Genomic DNA, 20336 nt, shown 5'->3' on the forward strand with positions numbered 1-20336 from the left:
TCTTTTGGGAGCGCCGGCAAAGAAATCGTCACACCGGCCCACGTCACAATCCAGTGAAATCGGTCTACAGCTGTGACGGAAAGTCCTGCCATGGGATTGCAACAGCGCCGGACTTACGTCCTGCGGCCGTCCCTGGCCGCGCGGTCCCAATGAATGAGGATTATTTCTTTTGCTTGACTCTGTAGAAAACACCGAAACCGCCGCTCCGCAGCAGCTGAAGAGAACCAGGTTCTCTTCAGTGACTTGGGTCTGGACCCGCGCGTTCTGCAGGCCCTGGTGGACGTAGGCTACGAAAAGCCGTCCCCCATCCAGGCAGCCACCATCCCCCTCCTGCTTGAAGGCCGCGACGTCGTCGGCCTGGCGCAGACCGGAACCGGTAAGACCGCCGCCTTCGCGGTCCCCGCCCTGTCCCTGATGGCCGGCCTGCCCGCCACCAAGGACACCCAGATCCTCGTGCTGGCCCCGACCCGCGAACTGGCCCTCCAGTCCGCTGAAGCCTTCGCTTCCTACGCCAAGCACATGGACAACTTCACCGTCCTGCCCGTCTACGGCGGATCCGCCTACGGCCCCCAGCTCGCCGGCCTGCGCCGCGGCGCCCAGGTTGTCGTCGGTACCCCGGGCCGCGTCATCGACCACATCTCCAAGGGTTCCCTGGACCTGTCCAACCTCCAGTACCTGGTGCTGGACGAAGCCGACGAAATGCTCCGCATGGGCTTCGCCGAAGACGTTGAGCAGATTCTGGCGACCACGCCCGCCGACAAGCAGGTGGCTTTGTTTTCCGCCACCATGCCCGGCGCAATCCGCAAGATCGCCAAGAAGTACCTGAATAACCCGGCCGAAATTACGGTCAAGTCCAAGACGACCACCGGTGCGAACACCCGCCAGCGCTACGTGCAGGTCATGGGCCCGCACAAGCTGGACGCGATGACCCGCATCCTGGAAAGCGAAGACTACGACGGCGTTATCGCCTTCGTCCGCACCAAGATGGCAACCGAGGACCTGGCTGACAAGCTCAAGGCCCGCGGCTACCAGGCCGCCGCAATCAACGGTGACATCCCGCAGCAGCAGCGCGAGCGCACCGTCGAGGCCCTGCGCAGCGGCAAGATCGACATCCTGGTTGCCACCGACGTCGCCGCCCGCGGCCTCGACGTTGAGCGCATCAGCCACGTCATCAACTACGACATCCCGCACGACACCGAGTCCTACGTCCACCGCATCGGCCGTACGGGCCGCGCAGGACGCACCGGCGACGCCATCCTCTTCATGACCCCGCGTGAGAAGTACCTGCTGCGGGCCATCGAAAAGGCCACCCGCCAGCCGGTTGAGCACATGCAGCTTCCGAGCATCGACATCGTGAACAACAAGCGCCTCGCGAAGTTCTCCGAGCAGATCACCGAAACCCTGGCGTCCGAGGACGTCTCGGTCTTCCGCGACCTGGTCACGAACTACCTCGCCGAGCACGACGTCACCGCCGAGGAAGTTGCCGCAGCCCTGGCCGTCATGGCCCAGGGCGGCCGCCCGCTGCTGATGGAAGAAATTCCGCAGGCTCCGGCCCGCCAGCGCGAGCGCTCCGAAGGCCGCAGCGACGGCAACGGCTCCCGCGGCCCGACACGCCCGCTGACCGAAGGCAATGCGACGTACCGCATCGCCGTCGGCCGCCGCCAGCGCGTCATGCCCGGCTCCATTGTCGGCGCCATTGCCAACGAAGGCGGACTCTCCTCGGCACAGATCGGCGGCATCGACATCCGCGCCGACCACACGCTCGTCGAGCTCCCGGCTGACCTCAGCCAGGACCAGCTGCGCGCCCTGTCCCGCACCCGGATCGGCGGCGAGCTGATCCATCTCGAGCTGGACAACGGCCGCAGGCCGAACCGCGAACGCGAAAGCGGCGGCTTCAATGACCGCGGTGACCGCGGCGGTTTCAAGAAGGATTTCAAGAGGCGCGACAGCGAGCGTTCCTTCGGTGACCGCAGCGCGAGCGACCGCGGCAGCGACCGCGGCGGCTTCAAGAAGCGCGACGGCGACCGCGGCGGCTTCAAGCCGGCCGGTACCCGGGCACCGCGTTTCCGCGACTAAGCACCGGGTTTCGGAAGGCGGCGCCGCATGGCGCGGCCGCTCTGACCTAGGAACCTGACAGGAAAGGCACCTCCGATTTTTTTCGGAGGTGCCTTTCTTGTGCAAGTGTCCGGCGTCCGGCTCCCTGGCAGCGGGTCAGGAAGCGAGGGCGCGCTGGCCCTCCAGCCTCAGCTCCAGATCATTCATGACGATGGCGGCCAAATCCTCCAGGGTTCGGAGGTCACTGTCGGTAAAGTCGCGGGGCTCCCGGTCCAGGATGCACAGTGTGCCCAGGTTGAAGCCGTCGCGGGTCTGCAACGGCACACCGGCGTAAAACTGCAGACCGAACTCACCGGCGACCAGGGGGTTGGCCAGCGTCCGCGGGTCTGCCCGTGCATCGGAGACCACCCAGGCGTCGTCCTGCAGGATGGCGGAAGCACAGAGGCCGGGGTCCCTGCCGATCTGCTGCACGTCGGTTCCATGATGGGACTTGAACCAGATCCGGTCCGTGTCCACCACGCTCACAATCGCCACGGGCACGGAGAACAGCCGCGCCGCCAGGGCCGTGATGCGGTCAAAGGCGCCGTCCGGGGTGTGTCCAGCAGATCGTAGCGGCGTACGGCGGCCAGCCGCTCGGCCTCGTCGGCCGGAATCAGGGGCAGGGCCATGCGGTGGCGGGCGCGGGGAGCCACTGCCAGTTCGTACAGGGCCAGGGACACCTCGTGGGCGGACGGCCGGTCCCGGGGCTCGAGCGCCGTCATGGCCTGAAGGAGGACCCGGAACCCCTCTTCCACGTCGTCGGGGATCGCGGGGGGCCGCAGGAGGCGCGCCACGGCACTCTCCAGGGCGGGCCCTGGGTACGCAGGTACGCCGGTAAGGCACTGCAGCAGCACCAGACCCAGCGAATAAATGTCGCATTCCGGCCCCACGGAGTCGCCGCGCGCCTGTTCCGGGCTCATGTAGGCAGCGGTCCCGGTGAAGGTTCCGCTGTGGGGCTGCGGATCCCGGGCGATCAGCGCCACCCCAAAGTCTGTAAGCTTGGCACGCAGCCGGGCATCGTCGCCGCGGTAGTCGAAGAGCATGATGTTCGCCGGTTTGACGTCCCGGTGCACGACGCCGGCGTCGTGCATGTAATCCAGGCCCACCGCAAGGTCGTAACCCAGATGGGCCACCTGCCGCGGATGCAGCGGGCCGTCCTTCAGCCGGCGGCGCAGGTCGGCGCCCTCCACCAGTTCCATGACCAGGTACAGCTGCTGCCCGCTGCCGCCGGCGGCTGAAGCTGACCCTTCCGGCAGCTGCGTTCCCGCATCCAGCAGGGTGACCAGGCTGTGATGGTTCAGCCGGGCAAGGATTTTGGCCTCGGCATCCGCATGGCGCTGTTCCTCGGCGGTTGAAGCACTTGTGCCTACGACTTTGACCGCGACGTCCCGGCCCAGAAATTCGTCGCGGGCGCGGTAGACGGTCCCCATGGATCCGGCCCCGATGATGTCCGCCAGGCGGTATCGCCCACCCAGCAGGGGGCCGCCGTCGGTGTGTTGCGGTGAATCTGTCACCTATGCCTGCTTTCTCGTATCCTAAGCATACTGACAATCGGGGCCTTCGCTTACCGCCACGACCCGCGCCGGGCCCACCGGAGATGGCTGCGGGGCGGCCGGTCAACACCACGTTCCACGTGGCCTGGATCACTTTAGTGGCGCGGTTTTTGGGCGATTTCATGTTCTCCAAAAGTGCTGGTAGAGTATTTACTCGTTGCCCCGATAGCTCAGTGGTAGAGCGCCATCTTGGTAAGATGGAGGTCCCGGGATCGATTCCCGGTCGGGGCTCTCAATGGGAGGGCCCGTGTTGCTAAGGCTGTTTGTTATGCAGAGGCCAATTTAGGGACGCGGGCTTCACTCATTTTTTGGCGGTGTAGCTCAGTTGGTTAGAGCGCACGACTCATAATCGTGAGGTCGGGAGATCGAGCCTCCCCACCGCTACAGCCGGACCCCCGGAATCGCTAAGATTCCGGGGGTTTTTCTGTATCAGGACGGTGGCGGCACGCACGCCGCGCGCCGTCCGGCGGGACCAGTGTGTGAAATGCGTGAAACCGGCGGGGGCCGGCGAGCAGTGACGATCGCTACGCGGGTGCCCGAAGCAGCCGGCGAAGTACCATCCATGAACAAACGTCCAGATCAATCGCCCCTTCCGGAACGAAAGACGCAGACCCCATGACTGAGAACACGCCTGATCCCGATTACCCTGAAAATTGGCCTACCCGGCGGGGGCTGCGCGCCACCACTGCGCACCGCAGCGCGGAACACGGCGGGACGGTGACGGAACCGTCTACGTTTGCCGACCGGATTTTCAGTGCACCGGACGACGGAGGCAGTTTCGCGGGAGATCTTTCTCCGGACGGCGGGTTCGCCCCGTATCGGGCGGACGCCGGTCTTGGCCAGGAGTACCGGACCTCCGGTTCCGTTCCTCCGCTGCCGCCCGTTCCGGTGTTCGAGCCAGCCCCATCCGAGTTTGCCGATGCCCCGGCAGCGGAGGATGGCCTGCCGGCTGAAACCTCAGCTGATTATTCCGGTTCACGGTCCGCACCGCTGCCGGCGCCCGACCGCGCACCCGCCGTCGCCCCCGACCGCGCACCCGCCGTCGCCCCCGGCCCCGCACCCGAACCCGGGCCCACGCCCGAGTCTGCCACTGCTCCGGGGCCATCCCGCGGTTACCCAGCGGAGCCGGTTCAGCACCCGTCCGGCCAGGCTCCGGCCAACGGAACTGCTGCCGGGGCTGCCTCCTCCCGCGCCGACTTGCGCGAGCGGGCCCCTGCCCGCCGCCGCGCCTCGTTCCCGGACACCCAGACCGCCCGCATTCCCGCCACCCGCGGCTTCCGCGGCGTGCTGGCGGGACTGGGCCTTCGGATGTCCCCGTCCGAGTCCGAGCTGGCGGAACGCCGCGACATCCGTGCCGTCAGCCAGCACTGGCCCGGCCCCCGGACCATCTCGGTGGTCAACGGCAAGGGCGGCGCCAATAAGACGCCCACTACGGTGATGCTGGCAGCCGTCTTCGCCCGCAACGGCGGCGGTCCCGTCCTGGCCTGGGACAACAATGAAACCCGGGGAACGCTCGGCTGGCGCACCGAACAGGGCCCGCATGACGCCACGGTCATGGACCTATTGCCCAATACCGGAAACCTGCTGTCGCCGTCGGCCCAGTCAGCGCTGCTGGCCCGTTTCGTGCACCACCAGACCGAGGATAAATTCGATGTCCTGCGGTCCAAACCGGATGTGCTGGCCTCCGAGCAGAAGATCACCATGGCGGACTTTGATGCGCTGCACGAAGTGGCCTCGAAGTATTTCCGGCTGAACCTCGTGGATTCCGGTAACGATGAAAGTGCCGAACGCTGGCTGCGGATGATCCATCACACGGATCAGCTGGTTATTGCCACCACCACGGTCGAAGAGCATGCCGAGGCCGGTGCGCTGCTGCTTGAGGCGCTGCAGGAGCGCGGCGGGGCCTTTGCCCAGCTTGCTGCCAACGCCGTCGTGATCGTCAGCCAGTCCGACCGGAACGGCACCGACGCCCAGGTCCGGTCGGTGGCGCAGGGGTTTGAACCGCTGGCCCGCGCCACTGTCACCATTCCCTACGACGCCGCCCTGCGCAAGGGGCAGATTCGGTTTGGGTCGCTGCGTCCGGCCACGCAGCGGGCCTGGCTGGCAGCCGCGGCAGCGGTGGCGGAAGGGCTTTCGGAGCCCGCTCCGGTCCTTTGATCAGCTTGCTTATTGTCTTGGAGATTTCCTAGGGTAGGGAGCAGAGGAACCGACAGGTTCCGGGACGGTTTCTATCCAGCCGCCCAAGCATCGAGCGAATATCGGAGGCACCATGGCTGAACATGACATTTCCGGCAAGAAGGTCGCTTTTCTCCTGACCGACGGCGTGGAACAGGTGGAGCTCACCAGCCCCTGGGAGACGGTAAAGGATGCCGGCGGCGAGCCCTCGCTGGTCTCGCTGTCCACGGGCACTGTTCAGGGTTTTGACGGTGTCGACAAGGGTGAAACCTTCACCGTGGACGTAGCCGTTGCCGATGCCAATGCCGGGGACTTTGACGCCCTCGTGCTGCCCGGGGGAGTGGTCAACGCTGATTTCCTGCGGGTCGACAAAGATGCCCAGAACTTTGCCCGCGCCTTCTTCGAGGCCCACAAGCCGGTGGCCTCCATCTGCCACGCGCCGTGGCTGCTGATCGAGGCGGGAGTGGTGAAGGGGCGGGACATGACGTCCTATCCGTCACTGGCTACGGACCTGGTGAACGCAGGCGCCAACTGGAGTGACGAGGAAGTGGTGGTGGACCAGGGTCTGGTCACCAGCCGCAACCCCGGCGATCTCCCGGCTTTCAACGCCAAGCTGGTGGAAGAAATCGCCGAAGGCGAGCACGAGGGCCAACACGCCTGAATCAGCGCCGTATCCGGCTGACGCCGCCGGATAATGGGGTGGGGGAGAAATTCCCCGCCCCATTTTTCTGCCCGCCCTGGCCGGCCCGCCCATCCATTACCGCTAGGAGATCCGCACATGACTGAGGGCCGGTATCTGTGCGCCGGAGTCTCGTGGGACGACGCCGGACCGCGGCTGTCACTGAGCGGGCCCGGCGGAGATCAGCAGCACCTGAGGCTGGATCCCGGCACCCTCCTGTCCTACCGGGTGCTCCCCGGGGACAGCGGGGCATTGAAGTTCTGCCTGGGGCCGGTGAAAGTGCTGGACCGCCGTACCCGGACCCATGAGCCGTGCCCGGGCCACTCGGCAGCGGAGCGCGGCTATCAGTGCGGACCGTGTTTCGCCCGCGACGACTGGCGGATGGTGCATAACAGCCACCGGTCCGGGATAGCGTCGCCCGGTTTGAAGCTGTATCTGGCCCAGCCGCACTGGCTCTACGTGGCCACCTTTGCCGACGGAACCACCAAAGTGGGCACGGCCGCGGACGGTCACAAGCGCCTGCGCCTGACGGAACAGGGCGCCGTGGCGGCGCAGTACATTGCCCGGGCCGCGAACGGCATAGCCGTCAGGGTCCTGGAAGACCTGGTGAGCGCCGACGCGGGGCTGGTCCAAACCGTGCGTTCCGAAGCGAAGGCCGCCGCCCTGGTCCACCCGCTGGATACGAAAGCGGTGGACCGCATCAATGCAGGCCACGCCGCGAACGCACGGCTGCTGCTGGAGAGGTCGGGCGAGGAAGGCTTCAGCGTGGTGGAGGAGACCTGGCGGCGGCCTGGCCAGGCGCAAACCGTGCTGGGGGCCGCTGGAGCAGTACCGTATCCGCTGGACCCCGGAAGCGGCGAGCACGGCATGGCTATCGAGGCGGTGCTGGGCGGTGCGGCGCTGGTGCGGGTGGCTGGAGCCGAGATTCCGTTCATAGCCAACCTGGCCCGGCTCAAGGGCAGGCGCCTGCACACCGGCTCCTACCAGACCCGGCTGCCCGCCCTGCAGACGGCGCTCTTCTAGCCGAAGACCGGACACGCTTCCGCCGCACGCTTCCGTCCGGCCGCCGTTTCGCGGCCGGCGGCGCACCGCCTGTATTCTGGGACCATGCTAAACACTCCCTGGGAGACCGGTTCCGCCCTCTACCGCAAACTGGTTGTCTCCGCGCTGGTGATCTCGGGGGCCGGGGTGCTGATGGTCGTCATCGGCGCCGTCAGCGAATCTCCGCTGCTGATGTACATTGCCGCCCCGGTGATTGCTGTGGGCATGTGCCTGCACCTCACCGGTATGGTGGTTCGAGCCCGGGACGCCCGGCGCCGGATGAAGGGAACCAAATGAGCATCAACCCCGACCTGCAGGGCCGCAGCTACCCCGCCAGCGAGCCATACCAGGTGGGCCGCGAGAAAATCCGCGAGTTCTCCCGCGCCGTCAAGGCCACCCACGCGGCGCACTATGACGTTGCCGAAGCCGAACGCCTCGGCTATTCGGACCTGCTGGCTCCGCCCACGTTCGCCGTCATCGTTGCCCAGCGCGCCGACGCGCAGCTCATCGGCGATCCGGAGGCCGGAATCGACTTCACCCGGGTGGTCCACGCTGACCAGCGCTTCACGCACCACCGGCCCATAGTGGCCGGCGACGAACTCATCGCGGAACTTTCGGTGGACACGGTCCGGGCCATGGGCGACGGCGCCCTGCTCACCACCCGCTCCGAGATCTCCACCACGGAGGGCGAAAAGGTCGCCACCGCCGTGTCATCCATCCTCGTTCGGGGAGAAGGGCAGTAACGCTGTGTCGATTGCATTGAGCGAACTCGCCGCCGGACAGGAAATCGGTTCGGCAACGCTGGAAATATCCCGCGCCGACCTCGTCCGCTATGCCGGAGCGTCCGGAGACTTCAACCCCATCCACTGGAACGAGCGCTTTGCCCGAAGCGTGGACCTGCCCGGCGTCATAGCCCACGGGATGTTCACCATGGGTGCCGCCGTGCAGCTGGTGACGGATTGGATCGGCGATCCCGGCGCTGTGATCGACTACCAGACGCGTTTTACCCGCCCGGTCCCGGTGGCGGACCTGGATGATGCGCCCGGCGCCGTCGTCGAGGTTACCGGCGTTATCGGCGCCCTCGACACCGACAATTCCACCGCCCGCGTGGACCTCACGGTAACCTTCAACGGCCAGAAGGTCCTGGTCAAGGCACAGGCGGTTGTACGGATCTGGTGAGCGCACTGACTTCCGTATCCCTGTCAGCACTGACCACCTCGCGTGTTGGCGGCCCGGCGCGCCGCTACCTGAACGCGGAAACCGAAGATGAACTGATCAGTGCGGTGCGCGCCGCAGACGAGGCGAAGGAACCGCTGCTCATCGTGGGCGGCGGCTCCAACCTGCTGATTGCGGACGCGGGTTTCGACGGCGCTGTGGTCCATGTCGCCACGCTCGGCCTGGAGATGAGCGACAATGCCGGCGGAACGGTGACGGTCCGCGCGCAGGCCGGACACCCCTGGGACGACGTCGTCGCGCAGACCCTGCGCGGCGGCTGCTCCGGGTTGGAGGCCCTTTCCGGTATTCCGGGTCTGGCCGGCGCTACACCGGTGCAGAACGTGGGTGCCTACGGAGCGGATGTCTCGCACAGCATCACCGCAGTGCGTGCCTGGGACCGGCAGGACCGGACCATAGTGACCTTTTCCAACGGGGACCTTGAATTCGGTTACCGCGACTCGGTGCTCAAGCGGACCACCGTCAACGGCTCGCCCCGCTACGTTGTCCTCACCGTGGACTTTGGCCTGACCCGCGGCATGGACAGTGCCCCGGTCCGCTACGCCGAGCTCGCGCGGGCGCTGGGCGTGGAGGCGGGGGAGCGGGCCGCCGCCGGCGACGTGCGCCGGGAGGTGCTGCGCCTGCGCGCCGGCAAGGGCATGGTGCTCGATCCGGCGGACCCCGATACCTACAGCACCGGGTCCTTCTTCACCAACCCCGTGGTTTCCGAAACAGCGGCCGCGCATCTGCCGCCGGAAGCTCCGCGCTATCCCGTGGCAGAGCCGGGGATGGTCAAGCTCAGCGCTGCCTGGCTCATCGACCGCTCCGGCTTCCCCAAGGGCTTCGGCCTGCCGTCCACCGGCCAGGGGGCCGAACTGGCGGGCGGACGCGCCTCGCTGTCCACCAAGCACACACTGGCCGTAACGAACCGCGGCAACGCCACTGCAGCCGACCTGCTGGCCGTGGCGCGGGCCGTGGCCGACGGCGTGGAGGACACGTTCGGCATTCGGCTGCACCCCGAGCCGCTGCTGATCAACTGCAGCCTCTGACGCCCCGGCCGGCCCCTAAAGGCTGACTGCCGCGTCCCTGGCACCTCCGGCTCTGACCTGCTGGCCGGAGGGGGGCGCAGTCTCAGGCTCCGTCGCGGCGGCCACGGGCCGGTCCGCGCCGTGCCCAGGCTGCCGCCGCCCGGGTGCCGTGGATGGCAGCGCGGTCCCGGCGCGGGTCCAGCAGGTGGTTGTTGCACAGCCACTGAATCAGGCGCGGCGTCAGGCTTACCTGGGTCCTTCGGTCCTGCAGGTCCGGCAGCAGCCACTCCGGTTCCAGGAAGCCGCGGAGAGTGTAGGCCAGCACTTCGGCGCCGAACAGCCGTGCAAAGGCCAAATCCGGATCCAGGGAGCGCTCCAGGTCCAGCAGCGCGGCGTCGTCCGGGCAAAGGATCCGGTGGCCTTCCGTTTCCAGGTACGCCCGAAGCTGCGCGGCCACCCGCAGGTACCGCACGCATGTCGGTATCTGTTTGCCGATGCAGCTGGACGCGAAAAAGCTGTCAAGGATGGAATCGATGGATTCCAGGGGTTGCTGGCCTGCCGGTGTCTGCTCCATGGGAACACCCTCCCACCTGCCACTGACACTCCGCCGGAGGGTATCCTCGGACCGGGCGTCCGGCTAGAGCCGGCGGAACCGGCGGAGAGGAATTCCATGGAACGGCGGCTGTGGTCCCTGGCCGGGACCCTGGGGGGAATGCTCCTGGCACTGGGAGCCTTCCGGATGTTCGACGGCGGAGCCCCGTGGCCGCTGGCAGCGCTGGCTGCGGGAGCCGGCCTTATTGTCCTGGTGCTGGGTTTCCGGCAGCGGTGGAACCGGAAAGAGCGCCGGCCGGAGCACAAACGATGACCCGGGACAAGCCGAAGGCCGCGCTTCCCTAGAGGTTGCCGGTGGCGATCTTCAGCATGCGGCGCAGCGGCTCGGCGGCGCCCCACAGCAGCTGATCGCCGATGGTGAAGGCGCTGATGTACTCCGGTCCCATTTCGAGCTTGCGGATCCGGCCCACCGGGATGTCCAGGGTTCCGCTGACGGCCACCGGGGTCAGTTCAGCCATCGACGCTTCCTTGGTGTTCGGAACCACCTTGGCCCATTCGTTGTCAGCGTCGACGATGCGCTCAATCTCGGCAACGGAAAGGTCCTCGGTCAGCTTGAGGGTCAGGGCCTGCGAATGGGAGCGCATGGCACCAATGCGGACGCACAGGCCGTCAAACGGTATCCGTCCGGCTGCGTCGCGGCCGAGGATCTTGTTGGTCTCGGCACCGGCCTTCCACTCTTCCTTGGACTGGCCGTTGCCCAGGTCCGCATCGATCCAGGGGATCACGGAACCGGCCAGCGGCACGCCGAACTGGGAGGAATCCATGGCCGGGTTCTTTTGCTGGGCCAGGACGGCGCGGTCGATGTCCAGGATGGCGGAGGAAGGATCGGCAAGGTTGCCGGCAACGGCTGCGTTCAGCGATCCGAACTGGTTCAGCAGCTCCCGCATGTGGCGGGCGCCGCCGCCGGATGCCGCCTGGTAGGTCATGGAGGTGCCCCATTCGACCAGTCCGTTGCGGAACAGCCCGCCCAGGCCCATGAGCATGCAGGACACGGTGCAGTTGCCGCCCACAAAGTCCTTCACTCCGCGCGCCAGTCCGGCGTCGATGACGTCGCGGTTTACCGGGTCCAGGACGATGATCGAGTCCTGTTCCATCCGCAGCGTCGAAGCCGCGTCAATCCACAGGCCGTCCCAGCCGGCGTCGCGCAGTTTGGGATAGACCTCGGAGGTGTAGCCGCCGCCCTGTGCGGTGACAATGATCGGCAGCTTGGCCAGCGTCTCGATGTCGTAGGCGTTCTCGAGTGCACCGGCTCCGTCGGCAAACGACGGCGCTGCGCCCCCCGCGTTGGAGGTGGAGAAGAACACGGGGTTGATGCGGGCAAAGTCGCCCTCGTCCTGCATGCGCTGCATGAGGACGGAACCGACCATGCCCCGCCAGCCGATGAAGCCCGCGGTGGGTACAGAGGTAGCTGCGAAAGTCATGCTTTCCAGTTTAGGGCAGTTCCGGCTGCCCGTCCTGATTGGTGACGCCGTGCTGTGCAGTCTGTGTGCGGACCCACAGCGCGATCCGGTATTCAGTTCCGTTGGCCGCAGTGAGCCAGTCCCGGGAGGGGCTGACGGCGGTGAACGTCCAGTCGGAGCTGCTGCGGGGCGTAGGTATCGCCCTCGATGGTGGAGTTGATAACGGTCACTACGGCCGCGTCGGCCAGCGGCACGGCCGTTTCCCAGAGCCGCGCACCTCCAATGAACCAGATCTGGTCCCCGCCCGGGCTGTGCCGGGCCGTGTCCAGCGCATGCTCCAGGGAAGGGACAACGACGGCGCCGGACGGCGAAAGCTCGTCGGCAAGCGTTTCGCTCGAGCTCACCACGATGTTGGTGCGGCCGGGCAGCGGACGGTAGGCGGGCGGGAAAGACTCCCAGGTCCTCCGTCCCATGATCACCGGATGGCCCGCGGTGGTGGCCTTGAAATGCGCCAGGTCTTCAGGCAGGTGCCACGGCATCCCGCCGTCACGCCCGATCACTCCGTCAAGCGTTTGAGCCCAGATCATCCCGACCAGCGGGTCGGCAGACCCCAATGGGCGGGCCGAAGCCAGCGCGGAGGATAGATCCAGGCCTTCGGGGAGCGGGAGCCTTCCCCGGCGACGGGAAAATAGCGGTTGCGTTCCACGGGTGAACTCAAGGGTTGCGCCTCTCACACTGCAATCGGAGCTTTGATGCCCGGATGGTGGCGGTACTCGAGGACCTCGAAGTCCTCCAGGACGTAATCGAAAATCGAGTCCGGCTTCCGGGCCAGGCGCAGCTGCGGGTAGGGGTAGGGGTCGCGGCTCAGCTGCTCGCGGACCTGGTCCACGTGATTGTCATACACGTGCACATCCCCGCCGGTCCAGACAAACTCACCCGGTTCCAGGCCGGTTTGCTGCGCCACCATCAGGGTCAGCAGCGCGTAGGAGGCGATGTTGAACGGAGCTCCCAGGAACAGGTCCGCGGAACGCTGGTAGAGCTGGCAGGACAACTTGCCGTCGGCCACATAGAACTGGAACATGGCGTGGCACGGCGGCAGGGCCATATTGTCCACCTCGGCCGGGTTCCAGGCCGTGACGATGTGGCGGCGGGAATCCGGGTTGGTTCGGATGCTCTCGACCACCTTCGCGATCTGGTCGATGGAACCGCCGTCCGGAGCCGGCCAGGAGCGCCACTGGACGCCGTAGACCGGGCCGAGCTCGCCGTCGTCGTCCGCCCATTCGTTCCATATGCGCACGCCGCGCTCCTGCAGCCAGCGCACGTTGGAATCGCCGCGCAGGAACCAGAGCAGTTCCAGGGCCACCGATTTGAAGTGCACCCGCTTGGTGGTGATCAGCGGAAACGAGTCGCGCAGGTCAAAACGCATTTGGCGGCCGAACACGCTGCGCGTTCCGGTGCCGGTGCGGTCGGATTTGTGCGTCCCGTGGGCCATGACGTCGCGGAGCAGGTCTTCATACGGGGTAGGAATAGTCACTGCTCCAGTCTAGTAGCCCAGCTCTGCAGGCATTTTTCAGCGGACCGCATCAGAGAGCGCCGCCGGCTGCCTCGGGGGCGCCGGCGTCGTGTTCCCCGCCGTCGCCGACGCGTTCGCGGGCCATGAAATTCTCCAGGTCGAAGAGGTTCTCCGCGCGCTTGGCTACGGTGAGCAGCGTGGACATGGAGGCCACTTCCTCGACCTGTTCCTTCAGGAACCAGAGCATGAACTGCTCGCCGAGCGCATCACCCTCGGTGCGGGCCGCCGCGAAGAGGGCCTCGATCTGCCGGGTGACCTGCTGCTCCTGCTCCAGGGCCAGCGCGATCGGCTCCACGACGGAGGTGAAGTCGTTCCGTACGGCGGCCACACCTGGGATGCGTACGGGAAGATCACGGTCCAGCATGTACTGCACGAGCATCATGGCGTGGTTGCGCTCTTCGACGGACTGCGCGTAGAAGTGCCGGGCCAGCTGCGGAAGGTCTTCGCCGTCGAAGAAGACGGCCATCGCGGCATACTGCTGCGAGGCGTTGAATTCGTGGCCGATTTGGGCTTCAAGGAGTTCTGTGAAAGTGGTCATGCGCCTACCCTAGGCTCCTGGCGGGGCCGGAAAAAGCACGGATAGGCTTAGCTGTCCTGTCACCGGCGAGGGACCGGGCAGGGCCGACGGCGAAACCAAGGGCGGGGCCACAGGTTTCCGGCCCGGGTGTCGGGATAGTGCGGTTTCGCCGGCGGCAGAGTCATATGGTCAGTGCAACGCTCTGAAAATACAGGAGCGATGCGATGCCCAGCGGTTACCCCTTCAGCCAAGATTTCAAGGACCGGTTTTACGACCTGATCTGTTCCGGCGTCTCCCTGACCAGAGCGTGCGAGCTCATGGGCGTGTCAGCGATGGGAGCAAGGAACTGGTGGCGTGATGCTGGTGCAATGAAACTAGTTCAAAGACCCGGTGGTGGCGGACTGGCAAGACCTGGCCCGTCGAATAGACCCGGCGGCCCGGGACGCCGGCTAAACCTGGACGAACGGATCGAGATCATGTGCGGACTGCGGGCCGGTAAAAGCCAAGCCGAGATCGGGCGCATGATTGGCCGGGACAAATCCGTGATCTGCCGGGAAATCAGACGCAACCTCAACGCCAACGGGATCTACCACGCAGGGATGGCGCACTCCCGCGCCCATATCCGCGCCGACCGGCCCAAACCGTTCAAACTCATAGACAACCCGGGACTCTGCACCCAGATCACGCAATGGATGGATCAGGGCTGGAGCCCAAAACTCATTTCGTTGGTCCTGGCCAAGGACTTCCCCGATGATAAGAGCATGCAGGTCAGCCACGAAACGATCTACCAGTGCCTTTACGTTCAAACCCGGGGCCAGCTCCGCAAGGACCTTTACCGCACCCTGAGCCTAAAGCGGGCCCGCCGCAAACCGTTGACCACCGATCACACCACCGGGCGCGGCAAGCTCTTCTCTGACGCGTTCACGATCAGCCAGCGCCCGGCCGAGGCCGAAGACCGGGCAGTGCCGGGGCATTGGGAAGGGGACCTGATCGTCGGAACCGGCTCCCGCTCAGCGATCGGCACGCTGGTGGAACGCTCGACCAGATTCACGATCCTGCTGCACCTTCCCGAACGGCATACCTCCGAAGCGGTCGCGGAGGCCATGATCGCGGCGATGAAGCACCTGCCGGCGGACCTGCTGCGCACGGTGACCTGGGACCGGGGCTCGGAAATGGTCAAGCACAGGCAGATCACTGCAGAGCTCGGGGCGCCGGTCTATTTCTGTGATCCGCATTCGCCTTGGCAACGCGGAACGAACGAGAACACGAACCGATTACTGCGGCACTGGTTCGAGAAGGGTACGGATTTGAGCGTGTATACCAAAGCCGATCTGCGCAAGGTCCAGGACTCCTTGAACCGGCGGCCCTGCCCGACCCTCGGGCTGGCGACACCGGCTCAGAAACTTGCTGAGCTGCTGCAACCTGCAGCAGCCTAAACCCGCGTTGCACTAACCGGTTGACTTAGCCGGCCCGAGTGTCGGGATGATGCCACTCTGAGGGACGCTTTGCCGCATCATTGCGGCAATGGATGAGCATAGCCGGCACTCGGCGGGCAGGTTCGCCCGGGCAGGTTCGACACTCGGCACCCGGCACCCGGCACGCCAGTTCGTCCGGCCGGGGCGCTGGAAGCAAGGCTTCTTCGAGCCTGACCCAGTCGCCCAGTCGCCCAGTCGCCTAGTCGTCTAGTCGTCGAAGGCCCGGAACCGTTCCAGCGACACGATTCTCCCCTCATCCGCCGCGCTGACCTGGCAAATGACGGCTTCGCCGGGCGCGAGGTAGGGGTCCTTGGACGGCAGCCCGATCGCGAGGCCCGCCGGCATATGCCGGGCCAGGACTTCAAAGACCACCGGGAGCACCGGCCGGTGGGTGCACAGCACCGCCGGCCTGCCCTTGTCGAACTGCGCCTCCACCGCACTGCGCGCCTTGCCCGGTTTGCGCTTGGCGCTGCGTTCGGTGATGGCATCGACGGTCTTGAACTTCACCGGCCGGGACTTTACATAGGGACGCACCGTCTGCACGCACCGCACCCAGGGACTGGACACGACGCGGTCCGGCTGCCACGCCGACAGCAGCCGTGACACGGCCTGCGCCTGGCGCAGGCCGGTCGCGGCCAGCGGCCGGTCACCCTCTGCGCGGGTCCAGGAAGACCGGGGTTTGGCTTTGGCATGGCGGACTATGATCAGCGGCCAGGTCCGGAGCCTGCCCTCAGTGTGGGCCTCTTCGAGTGCCCGCAGAGGCAGCCGGTCGGAGGGGTTGGTAAGCTCCGCGTGGGCTTCGGCGGGACTGCACCAGCGGACTCCGTCCACTTCCTTGCCGTCCGGCACCGGCTTGCCCTCCTGAATCCGTGCGGCCCAGTAGTGGACGATCTTCATGCCCGAGGACACCGGGTACACAGTTGCCGGCAACGGTATTCCCAGGCGGATGCCTACGCCGGCTTCCTCCAGAACCTCCCGGACGGCGCATTCCGGCGTGGTTTCCCCGTCGTCGAGCTTGCCTTTGGGCCAGGACCAGTCCTTATACCGGGGCCGGTGAATCATGAGCACCTCAAGCTGGCCGTTGCGGGTACGCCAGCACAGCGCGCCGGCGGCAACCACCTTGATGGCCTCCGGGGGATGCTCTCCGGCCTCCGCCGGTTCCGCGGGAAGGCGGGTCCGCCCGTCCGTCGAAGTATCGGGTGTGGAAGGCATGGACATGGCTGTCAACGGCGGGTGACGGCACGCTGGCGGGACCGGGAAGCCAGCAGCCAGGACTGGACGTCCTGGAGCGGTTCGCCCTCCTCGTTTTTGTGGTGCCGGGTCCAGATACCGTCTTTTTCAAGGTGCCAGCTCGCCGTCCCGGGATCCAAGTAGCGGTCCATGAGGGAGATGAGGTCGGCGACGTCGTCCCGCGACGCCAGCTGTACCAGGGCTTCCACCCGGCGGTCCAAGTTGCGGTGCATCATGTCGGCCGAACCGATGAACACCACCGGGTCGCCCGCATTGGCAAAGGCAAAGACCCGCGAATGTTCCAGGAAGCGCCCCAGGACGGAGCGTACCGTGATGTTCTCGCTCAGGCCGGGAACGCCCGGCCGCACGGAGCAGATGCCCCGCACGATCACGTCCACCCGAACTCCGGCCTGGGAAGCACGGTAGAGCGAATCGATGATCGCCTCGTCCACCATGGAGTTGACCTTGATGATGACGCGTGCGTTCAGTCCGGCCTTTTTATTGGCAATTTCCCGCTCAATCCGGTCGATCAACCCGGAGCGGACCGACCGGGGAGCCACGAGCAGGCGTTTGAAGGTGGACTTCGGGGCATAGCCGGAGAGCTGGTTGAACAGCTTCGTCAGGTCCTCACCCACCTGCTCATTGGACGTGAGCAGGCCAAGATCCTCGTAGTACCGGGCGGTGCGCGGATGGTAGTTTCCGGTACCGATGTGGCAGTAGCGCCGCAGGCCGTCCACTTCCTGGCGGACCACCAGGGACAGCTTGCAGTGGGTTTTCAACCCCACAATGCCGTAGACCACATGGACGCCGGCCTGCTCGAGCTTGCGGGCCCAGGAGATGTTGGCCTGCTCGTCAAAGCGGGCCTTGATCTCCACCAGGGCCAGCACCTGCTTGCCGGATTCGGCGGCGTCAATCAGTGCATCAACGATGGGGGAGTCGCCGGAGGTGCGGTACAGGGTCTGTTTGATCGCCTGCACGCGCGGGTCGGCCGCGGCCTGCTCGAGGAAGGCCTGGACGGACGTGGAGAAGGAATCGTAGGGGTGGTGCAGCAGAATGTCACGCCGGCGCATCGCCGCAAACACGTCGGCGGGCTTGGACGTTTCGGATTCCTTCAGGTGCAGGCTGGTGTGCGGCACCTGCTTGGGATAGTGGAGGTCAGCGCGGTCGATGCGGCTGATGGGCGCCAGCCCGCGCAGGTCCAGGGGCGCGGGCAGCGCGTACACCTCGTCCTCTTCGACGCCCAGTTCGCGCACCAGCAGCTCGCGGATGCTCGGATTGATGTCGGTCGTGACCTCAAGCCGGACGGGCGGGCCGAACCGGCGGCGCAGGAGCTCCTTTTCCAGCGCCTGCAGGAGGTTCTCGGCGTCGTCTTCCTCCACTTCCAGGTCCTCGTTGCGGGTGACCCGGAAGGTGTGGTGCTCCATAACGTCCATCCCCGGAAACAGCTGGTCCAGGTGCTCGGCAATGACGTCTTCCAGCGGAATGAAACGGGCTACCCGGCCCGCTACGTTCCCGGCCCGGGGACCGTCCACCGAGATCAGCCGGGGCAGCTGGTCCGGCACCTTGACGCGGGCGAAGAACTCCTTGCCGCTGACGGGGTTGCGCACCACTACCGCCAGGTTCAGGGACAGGCCGGAGATATAAGGGAACGGGTGCGCCGGGTCCACGGCCAGCGGGGTGAGGATCGGAAAGACCTTGGACGCGAACTGGCGGTGGAGATAGGCCTTGGCGGCGTCGTCGAGCTCGTTCCAGCGGAGGAGGTGGATCTGTTCCCCGGCCAGGGCAGGCCGGATCTGCCGCGCGAAGACCTCGGCGTGGCGCTGCTGGAGGCGGTAGCCGGCCTCCACGATCTGTTCCAGCTGTTCGATCGGGCTCAGCCCGGCAGCGGAGGGCACCGCCAGTCCGGTTGCGATCCGGCGCTTGAGGCCGGCGACCCGCACCATAAAGAACTCGTCGAGATTGGAGGCAAAGATGGACAGGAAGCTGACCCGTTCCAGCAGGTAAAGGTCAGGATCCTCGGCCAGCTCCAGGACCCGGGCGTTGAAGTGCAGCCAGCTGATTTCCCGGTCCAGGAACCGTTCCGGGCTGATTTCCCCTTCAGGCACCAGTGCAGGGCCGAAGTCCGGAATATCAATCCGGTCCTCGGTGGCCCGGGCGCCGACATGGACTCCGCCGACCCGAAGGTGTAATGCGGTTCGGCGGCGGTATCGGATCCCATGGTCTCTCCCTGCAGTGCTGGCGGTGGTCCGGGCTGCGTCCCGGGGGAGCCCCCGTGGTGCAGCCGTCGAATCAACATTACAAGCTGTTGGGGCTCAGCCGGCCGCGTACATCACATCCGTATCCCAGCGGACGAAACCCAGCCTCTTATAGAGCGCCATGGCGGCCTCATTGTCGGCATCAACGTAGAGCATGATGGCTTGGAGCCCGGCCGCCTGCAGGTGACGGATCCCGGCAACGGTCAGTGTCTTGCCCAGTCCCATCCCCTGCGCTTCCGGAACGACGCCGACGACGTACACCTCGCCGATCGGCGGATGTCCGCCGGCACCGGGATGGACCTTGGTCCAGTGGAAGCCGAGGATCGCGCCGTCCCCGTCGCGGACGGCCAGCAGGAAGCCCTCCGGATCGAACCAGTCCTCGGCCATGCGGGCGTCCAGGTCGGCCCGCGTCATGCCGCCCTGTTCCGGATGGTGCGCAAATGCGGCTGCGTTTGCGGCAAGCCAGGCGTCCTCGTCCGCTCCGGGCCGGAAGGACCGCAGCGACACGCCCTCCGGCAGCGCGGCAGCCGGCAGCTCCCCGGCGTCGCCGCTGCGGGTCAGGCGCAGGCGCAGGAGTTCGCGCACGGGACGGTAGCCAAACCGCTGCGCCAGGTGGACGGCGGCCTCATGATTCCCGTGCGACCAGGCCTGCGGCGGCGCAGTGGAACCGCCCCCGGCCTGATCACTAACGGCGGACGCCAGGGCGGTGCCGACACCTTTGCCGCGGTACGCCGGATGGACCACCAGCTCCAGCACGCCCGGCTCACCGGTGTGGCCGCGGGTCAGCACTCCAACGCCGGCCAGGGCATCGGGAGTGGAAGAATCCTCTGCGGCGCAGGTGGTGAACACCAGCAGCGAGTCCGGATCCGCACCGGCGGACCGGAGGTCCACAAGCGTCTGTTCCGAGAGCGGGGGATTGCCGTCGGCTTCACCGGCCGCCGCTGCCAGCTGGCGGATTTGGACCAGCAGCTCCGGTTCCGGCGTTCCTTTGGTGAGGCTCACGGGCCATGGGTTTACGCGTTCGTCTCTCATTGAAGAAGCCTAACCCCCGGAGGCCAGGAGCAGCCCGGACCGGGCACGGCGGGACGGTAGAATGCAGGCGGTTCGCTGCGTCAGGCATCCCGGGCCGCGGCGGACGCCGGTTCATCGGCCAGCCGGGAGCGGGTAAACCGGTAGCCCACGTTACGAACCGTGCCAATGAGGTTTTCATGGTCCGCACCCAGTTTGGCGCGCAGCCGCCGGACGTGGACGTCAACCGTCCGGGTGCCGCCGTAATAGTCATATCCCCAGACTTCATGGAGCAGCTGGTCGCGGGTGAAGACCCGGCCCGGATGCTGCGCCAGGTATTTCAGGAGTTCAAATTCCTTGAACGTCAGGTTCAGTGCCGTGCCGTTTACGCGCGCCGTGTAGCTGGCCTCATCAATGACGACGCCGGACGCGCGGATTTCGGTGGTGGCCGCCTCGGAAGCGGAGTTGACGCGCGCCGACATCA

At 66.4% G+C, this 20336-nt stretch carries 20 protein-coding genes, 2 tRNA genes and 1 pseudogene; 12 read left to right on the forward strand and 11 right to left on the reverse strand.

Annotation, left to right across the window (positions count from 1 at the left end; genetic code table 11):
• Positions 1 to 213: 213 nt before the first annotated feature.
• Positions 214 to 2076, forward strand: a pseudogene (locus OL239_RS04470) (DEAD/DEAH box helicase); the annotation flags it as partial.
• Positions 2077 to 2211: 135 nt separating this feature from the next.
• Here the strand turns inward: OL239_RS04470 and OL239_RS04475 are convergent.
• Complete coding sequence (locus OL239_RS04475; RefSeq protein WP_268910906.1) at positions 2212 to 2595, reverse strand: GAF domain-containing protein; 384 nt, start codon at positions 2593 to 2595, stop codon at positions 2212 to 2214.
• Entirely contained in the window at positions 2577 to 3608 is a 1032-nt protein-coding gene (locus OL239_RS04480; protein ID WP_268910907.1) for a serine/threonine-protein kinase, read from the reverse strand. Before OL239_RS04480 ends, OL239_RS04475 begins: the two co-directional genes overlap by 19 nt.
• A gap of 198 nt (positions 3609 to 3806) precedes the next feature.
• Between OL239_RS04480 and OL239_RS04485 the strand changes: the two genes are divergently transcribed.
• From OL239_RS04485 to OL239_RS04525, 9 genes are all read left to right on the forward strand, one after another.
• Positions 3807 to 3878 (forward strand) — tRNA-Thr (locus tag OL239_RS04485).
• A gap of 79 nt (positions 3879 to 3957) precedes the next feature.
• Positions 3958 to 4031: transfer RNA gene (locus OL239_RS04490), tRNA-Met, on the forward strand.
• Positions 4032 to 4262: 231 nt separating this feature from the next.
• Entirely contained in the window at positions 4263 to 5804 is a 1542-nt protein-coding gene (locus tag OL239_RS04495; protein WP_268910908.1) for a MinD/ParA family ATP-binding protein, read from the forward strand.
• Positions 5805 to 5916: 112 nt separating this feature from the next.
• The gene (locus tag OL239_RS04500; RefSeq protein ID WP_268910909.1) at positions 5917 to 6483 is read left to right on the forward strand and encodes a type 1 glutamine amidotransferase domain-containing protein; all 567 of its coding nucleotides are present in this window, start codon (positions 5917 to 5919) and stop codon (positions 6481 to 6483) included.
• Between the two features lie 117 nt (positions 6484 to 6600).
• Complete coding sequence (locus tag OL239_RS04505; RefSeq protein WP_268910910.1) at positions 6601 to 7524, forward strand: DUF2797 domain-containing protein; 924 nt, start codon at positions 6601 to 6603, stop codon at positions 7522 to 7524.
• 84 nt (positions 7525 to 7608) lie between these two features.
• Positions 7609 to 7839 carry a hypothetical protein gene (locus tag OL239_RS04510; protein ID WP_268910911.1) on the forward strand — a complete coding sequence of 77 codons (231 nt, stop codon included), beginning with the start codon at positions 7609 to 7611 and terminating at the stop codon, positions 7837 to 7839.
• The gene (locus OL239_RS04515) at positions 7836 to 8285 is read left to right on the forward strand and encodes an FAS1-like dehydratase domain-containing protein (protein WP_268910912.1); all 450 of its coding nucleotides are present in this window, start codon (positions 7836 to 7838) and stop codon (positions 8283 to 8285) included. Before OL239_RS04510 ends, OL239_RS04515 begins: the two co-directional genes overlap by 4 nt.
• Before the next feature lie 4 nt (positions 8286 to 8289).
• A complete protein-coding gene (locus tag OL239_RS04520; protein WP_268910913.1) occupies positions 8290 to 8721 on the forward strand; it encodes a MaoC family dehydratase in 432 nt (143 codons plus the stop codon).
• Positions 8722 to 8726: 5 nt separating this feature from the next.
• Positions 8727 to 9803, forward strand: a complete 1077-nt coding sequence (locus tag OL239_RS04525) for a UDP-N-acetylmuramate dehydrogenase (RefSeq protein WP_268911658.1) — start codon at positions 8727 to 8729, stop codon at positions 9801 to 9803.
• Positions 9804 to 9885: 82 nt separating this feature from the next.
• Here the strand turns inward: OL239_RS04525 and OL239_RS04530 are convergent, their stop codons facing one another.
• Positions 9886 to 10356 (reverse strand): hypothetical protein, encoded by a 471-nt coding sequence (locus OL239_RS04530; protein ID WP_268910914.1) that lies wholly within the window; start codon positions 10354 to 10356, stop codon positions 9886 to 9888.
• Between the two features lie 96 nt (positions 10357 to 10452).
• On the opposite strand from OL239_RS04530, the gene OL239_RS04535 reads away from it, so the two are divergent.
• The gene (locus OL239_RS04535; protein WP_268910915.1) at positions 10453 to 10647 is read left to right on the forward strand and encodes a hypothetical protein; all 195 of its coding nucleotides are present in this window, start codon (positions 10453 to 10455) and stop codon (positions 10645 to 10647) included.
• Between the two features lie 28 nt (positions 10648 to 10675).
• On the opposite strand, the gene asd is transcribed toward OL239_RS04535, so the two are convergent.
• From asd to OL239_RS04555, 4 genes are all read right to left on the reverse strand, one after another.
• Positions 10676 to 11815 (reverse strand): aspartate-semialdehyde dehydrogenase, encoded by a 1140-nt coding sequence (gene asd / locus OL239_RS04540; protein ID WP_268910916.1) that lies wholly within the window; start codon positions 11813 to 11815, stop codon positions 10676 to 10678.
• Between the two features lie 92 nt (positions 11816 to 11907).
• On the reverse strand, positions 11908 to 12381 hold the full coding sequence (locus OL239_RS04545) for a dihydrofolate reductase (protein WP_329609342.1): 474 nt from the start codon (positions 12379 to 12381) through the stop codon (positions 11908 to 11910).
• 143 nt (positions 12382 to 12524) lie between these two features.
• Positions 12525 to 13328: a thymidylate synthase gene (locus OL239_RS04550; RefSeq protein ID WP_268910917.1), complete on the reverse strand. Its 804-nt coding sequence runs from the start codon at positions 13326 to 13328 to the stop codon at positions 12525 to 12527.
• Between the two features lie 49 nt (positions 13329 to 13377).
• On the reverse strand, positions 13378 to 13905 hold the full coding sequence (locus tag OL239_RS04555) for a ferritin (RefSeq protein ID WP_268910918.1): 528 nt from the start codon (positions 13903 to 13905) through the stop codon (positions 13378 to 13380).
• Positions 13906 to 14108: 203 nt separating this feature from the next.
• Between OL239_RS04555 and OL239_RS04560 the strand changes: the two genes are divergently transcribed.
• A complete protein-coding gene (locus OL239_RS04560) occupies positions 14109 to 15320 on the forward strand; it encodes an IS30 family transposase (RefSeq protein WP_268910919.1) in 1212 nt (403 codons plus the stop codon).
• Positions 15321 to 15566: 246 nt separating this feature from the next.
• Here OL239_RS04560 and OL239_RS04565 read toward each other — a convergent pair whose 3' ends face one another.
• From OL239_RS04565 to OL239_RS20015, 4 genes are all read right to left on the reverse strand, one after another.
• Positions 15567 to 16571 carry an NUDIX hydrolase gene (locus tag OL239_RS04565; protein WP_268910920.1) on the reverse strand — a complete coding sequence of 335 codons (1005 nt, stop codon included), beginning with the start codon at positions 16569 to 16571 and terminating at the stop codon, positions 15567 to 15569.
• A gap of 11 nt (positions 16572 to 16582) precedes the next feature.
• Complete coding sequence (locus OL239_RS04570) at positions 16583 to 18802, reverse strand: RNA degradosome polyphosphate kinase (RefSeq protein ID WP_442864280.1); 2220 nt, start codon at positions 18800 to 18802, stop codon at positions 16583 to 16585.
• 99 nt (positions 18803 to 18901) lie between these two features.
• Positions 18902 to 19876, reverse strand: a complete 975-nt coding sequence (gene mshD / locus OL239_RS04575) for a mycothiol synthase (protein ID WP_268910922.1) — start codon at positions 19874 to 19876, stop codon at positions 18902 to 18904.
• 80 nt (positions 19877 to 19956) lie between these two features.
• On the reverse strand, positions 19957 to 20334 hold the full coding sequence (locus OL239_RS20015) for a winged helix-turn-helix domain-containing protein (RefSeq protein ID WP_442864281.1): 378 nt from the start codon (positions 20332 to 20334) through the stop codon (positions 19957 to 19959).
• Positions 20335 to 20336 lie beyond the last annotated feature (2 nt).

The sequence above is a fragment of the Arthrobacter sp. ATA002 genome (assembly GCF_026898095.1).
In the GTDB taxonomy this organism is placed as follows: domain Bacteria; phylum Actinomycetota; class Actinomycetes; order Actinomycetales; family Micrococcaceae; genus Arthrobacter_B.

Excerpts from the sequence above, each read along its gene's own strand:
- OL239_RS04495 (WP_268910908.1), top strand. The coding sequence starts at position 4,263 with ATGACTGAGAACACGCCTGATCCCGATTACCCTGAAAATTGGCCTACC.
- OL239_RS04500 (WP_268910909.1), top strand. The coding sequence starts at position 5,917 with ATGGCTGAACATGACATTTCCGGCAAGAAGGTCGCTTTTCTCCTGACC.
- OL239_RS04505 (WP_268910910.1), top strand. The coding sequence starts at position 6,601 with ATGACTGAGGGCCGGTATCTGTGCGCCGGAGTCTCGTGGGACGACGCC.
- OL239_RS04510 (WP_268910911.1), top strand. The coding sequence starts at position 7,609 with ATGCTAAACACTCCCTGGGAGACCGGTTCCGCCCTCTACCGCAAACTG.
- OL239_RS04515 (WP_268910912.1), top strand. The coding sequence starts at position 7,836 with ATGAGCATCAACCCCGACCTGCAGGGCCGCAGCTACCCCGCCAGCGAG.
- OL239_RS04530 (WP_268910914.1), bottom strand. The coding sequence starts at position 10,356 with ATGGAGCAGACACCGGCAGGCCAGCAACCCCTGGAATCCATCGATTCC.
- OL239_RS04535 (WP_268910915.1), top strand. The coding sequence starts at position 10,453 with ATGGAACGGCGGCTGTGGTCCCTGGCCGGGACCCTGGGGGGAATGCTC.
- asd (WP_268910916.1), bottom strand. The coding sequence starts at position 11,815 with ATGACTTTCGCAGCTACCTCTGTACCCACCGCGGGCTTCATCGGCTGG.
- OL239_RS04545 (WP_329609342.1), bottom strand. The coding sequence starts at position 12,381 with ATGATCTGGGCTCAAACGCTTGACGGAGTGATCGGGCGTGACGGCGGG.
- OL239_RS04555 (WP_268910918.1), bottom strand. The coding sequence starts at position 13,905 with ATGACCACTTTCACAGAACTCCTTGAAGCCCAAATCGGCCACGAATTC.
- OL239_RS04560 (WP_268910919.1), top strand. The coding sequence starts at position 14,109 with ATGCCCAGCGGTTACCCCTTCAGCCAAGATTTCAAGGACCGGTTTTAC.
- OL239_RS04565 (WP_268910920.1), bottom strand. The coding sequence starts at position 16,571 with ATGCCTTCCACACCCGATACTTCGACGGACGGGCGGACCCGCCTTCCC.
- mshD (WP_268910922.1), bottom strand. The coding sequence starts at position 19,876 with ATGAGAGACGAACGCGTAAACCCATGGCCCGTGAGCCTCACCAAAGGA.
- OL239_RS20015 (WP_442864281.1), bottom strand. The coding sequence starts at position 20,334 with ATGTCGGCGCGCGTCAACTCCGCTTCCGAGGCGGCCACCACCGAAATC.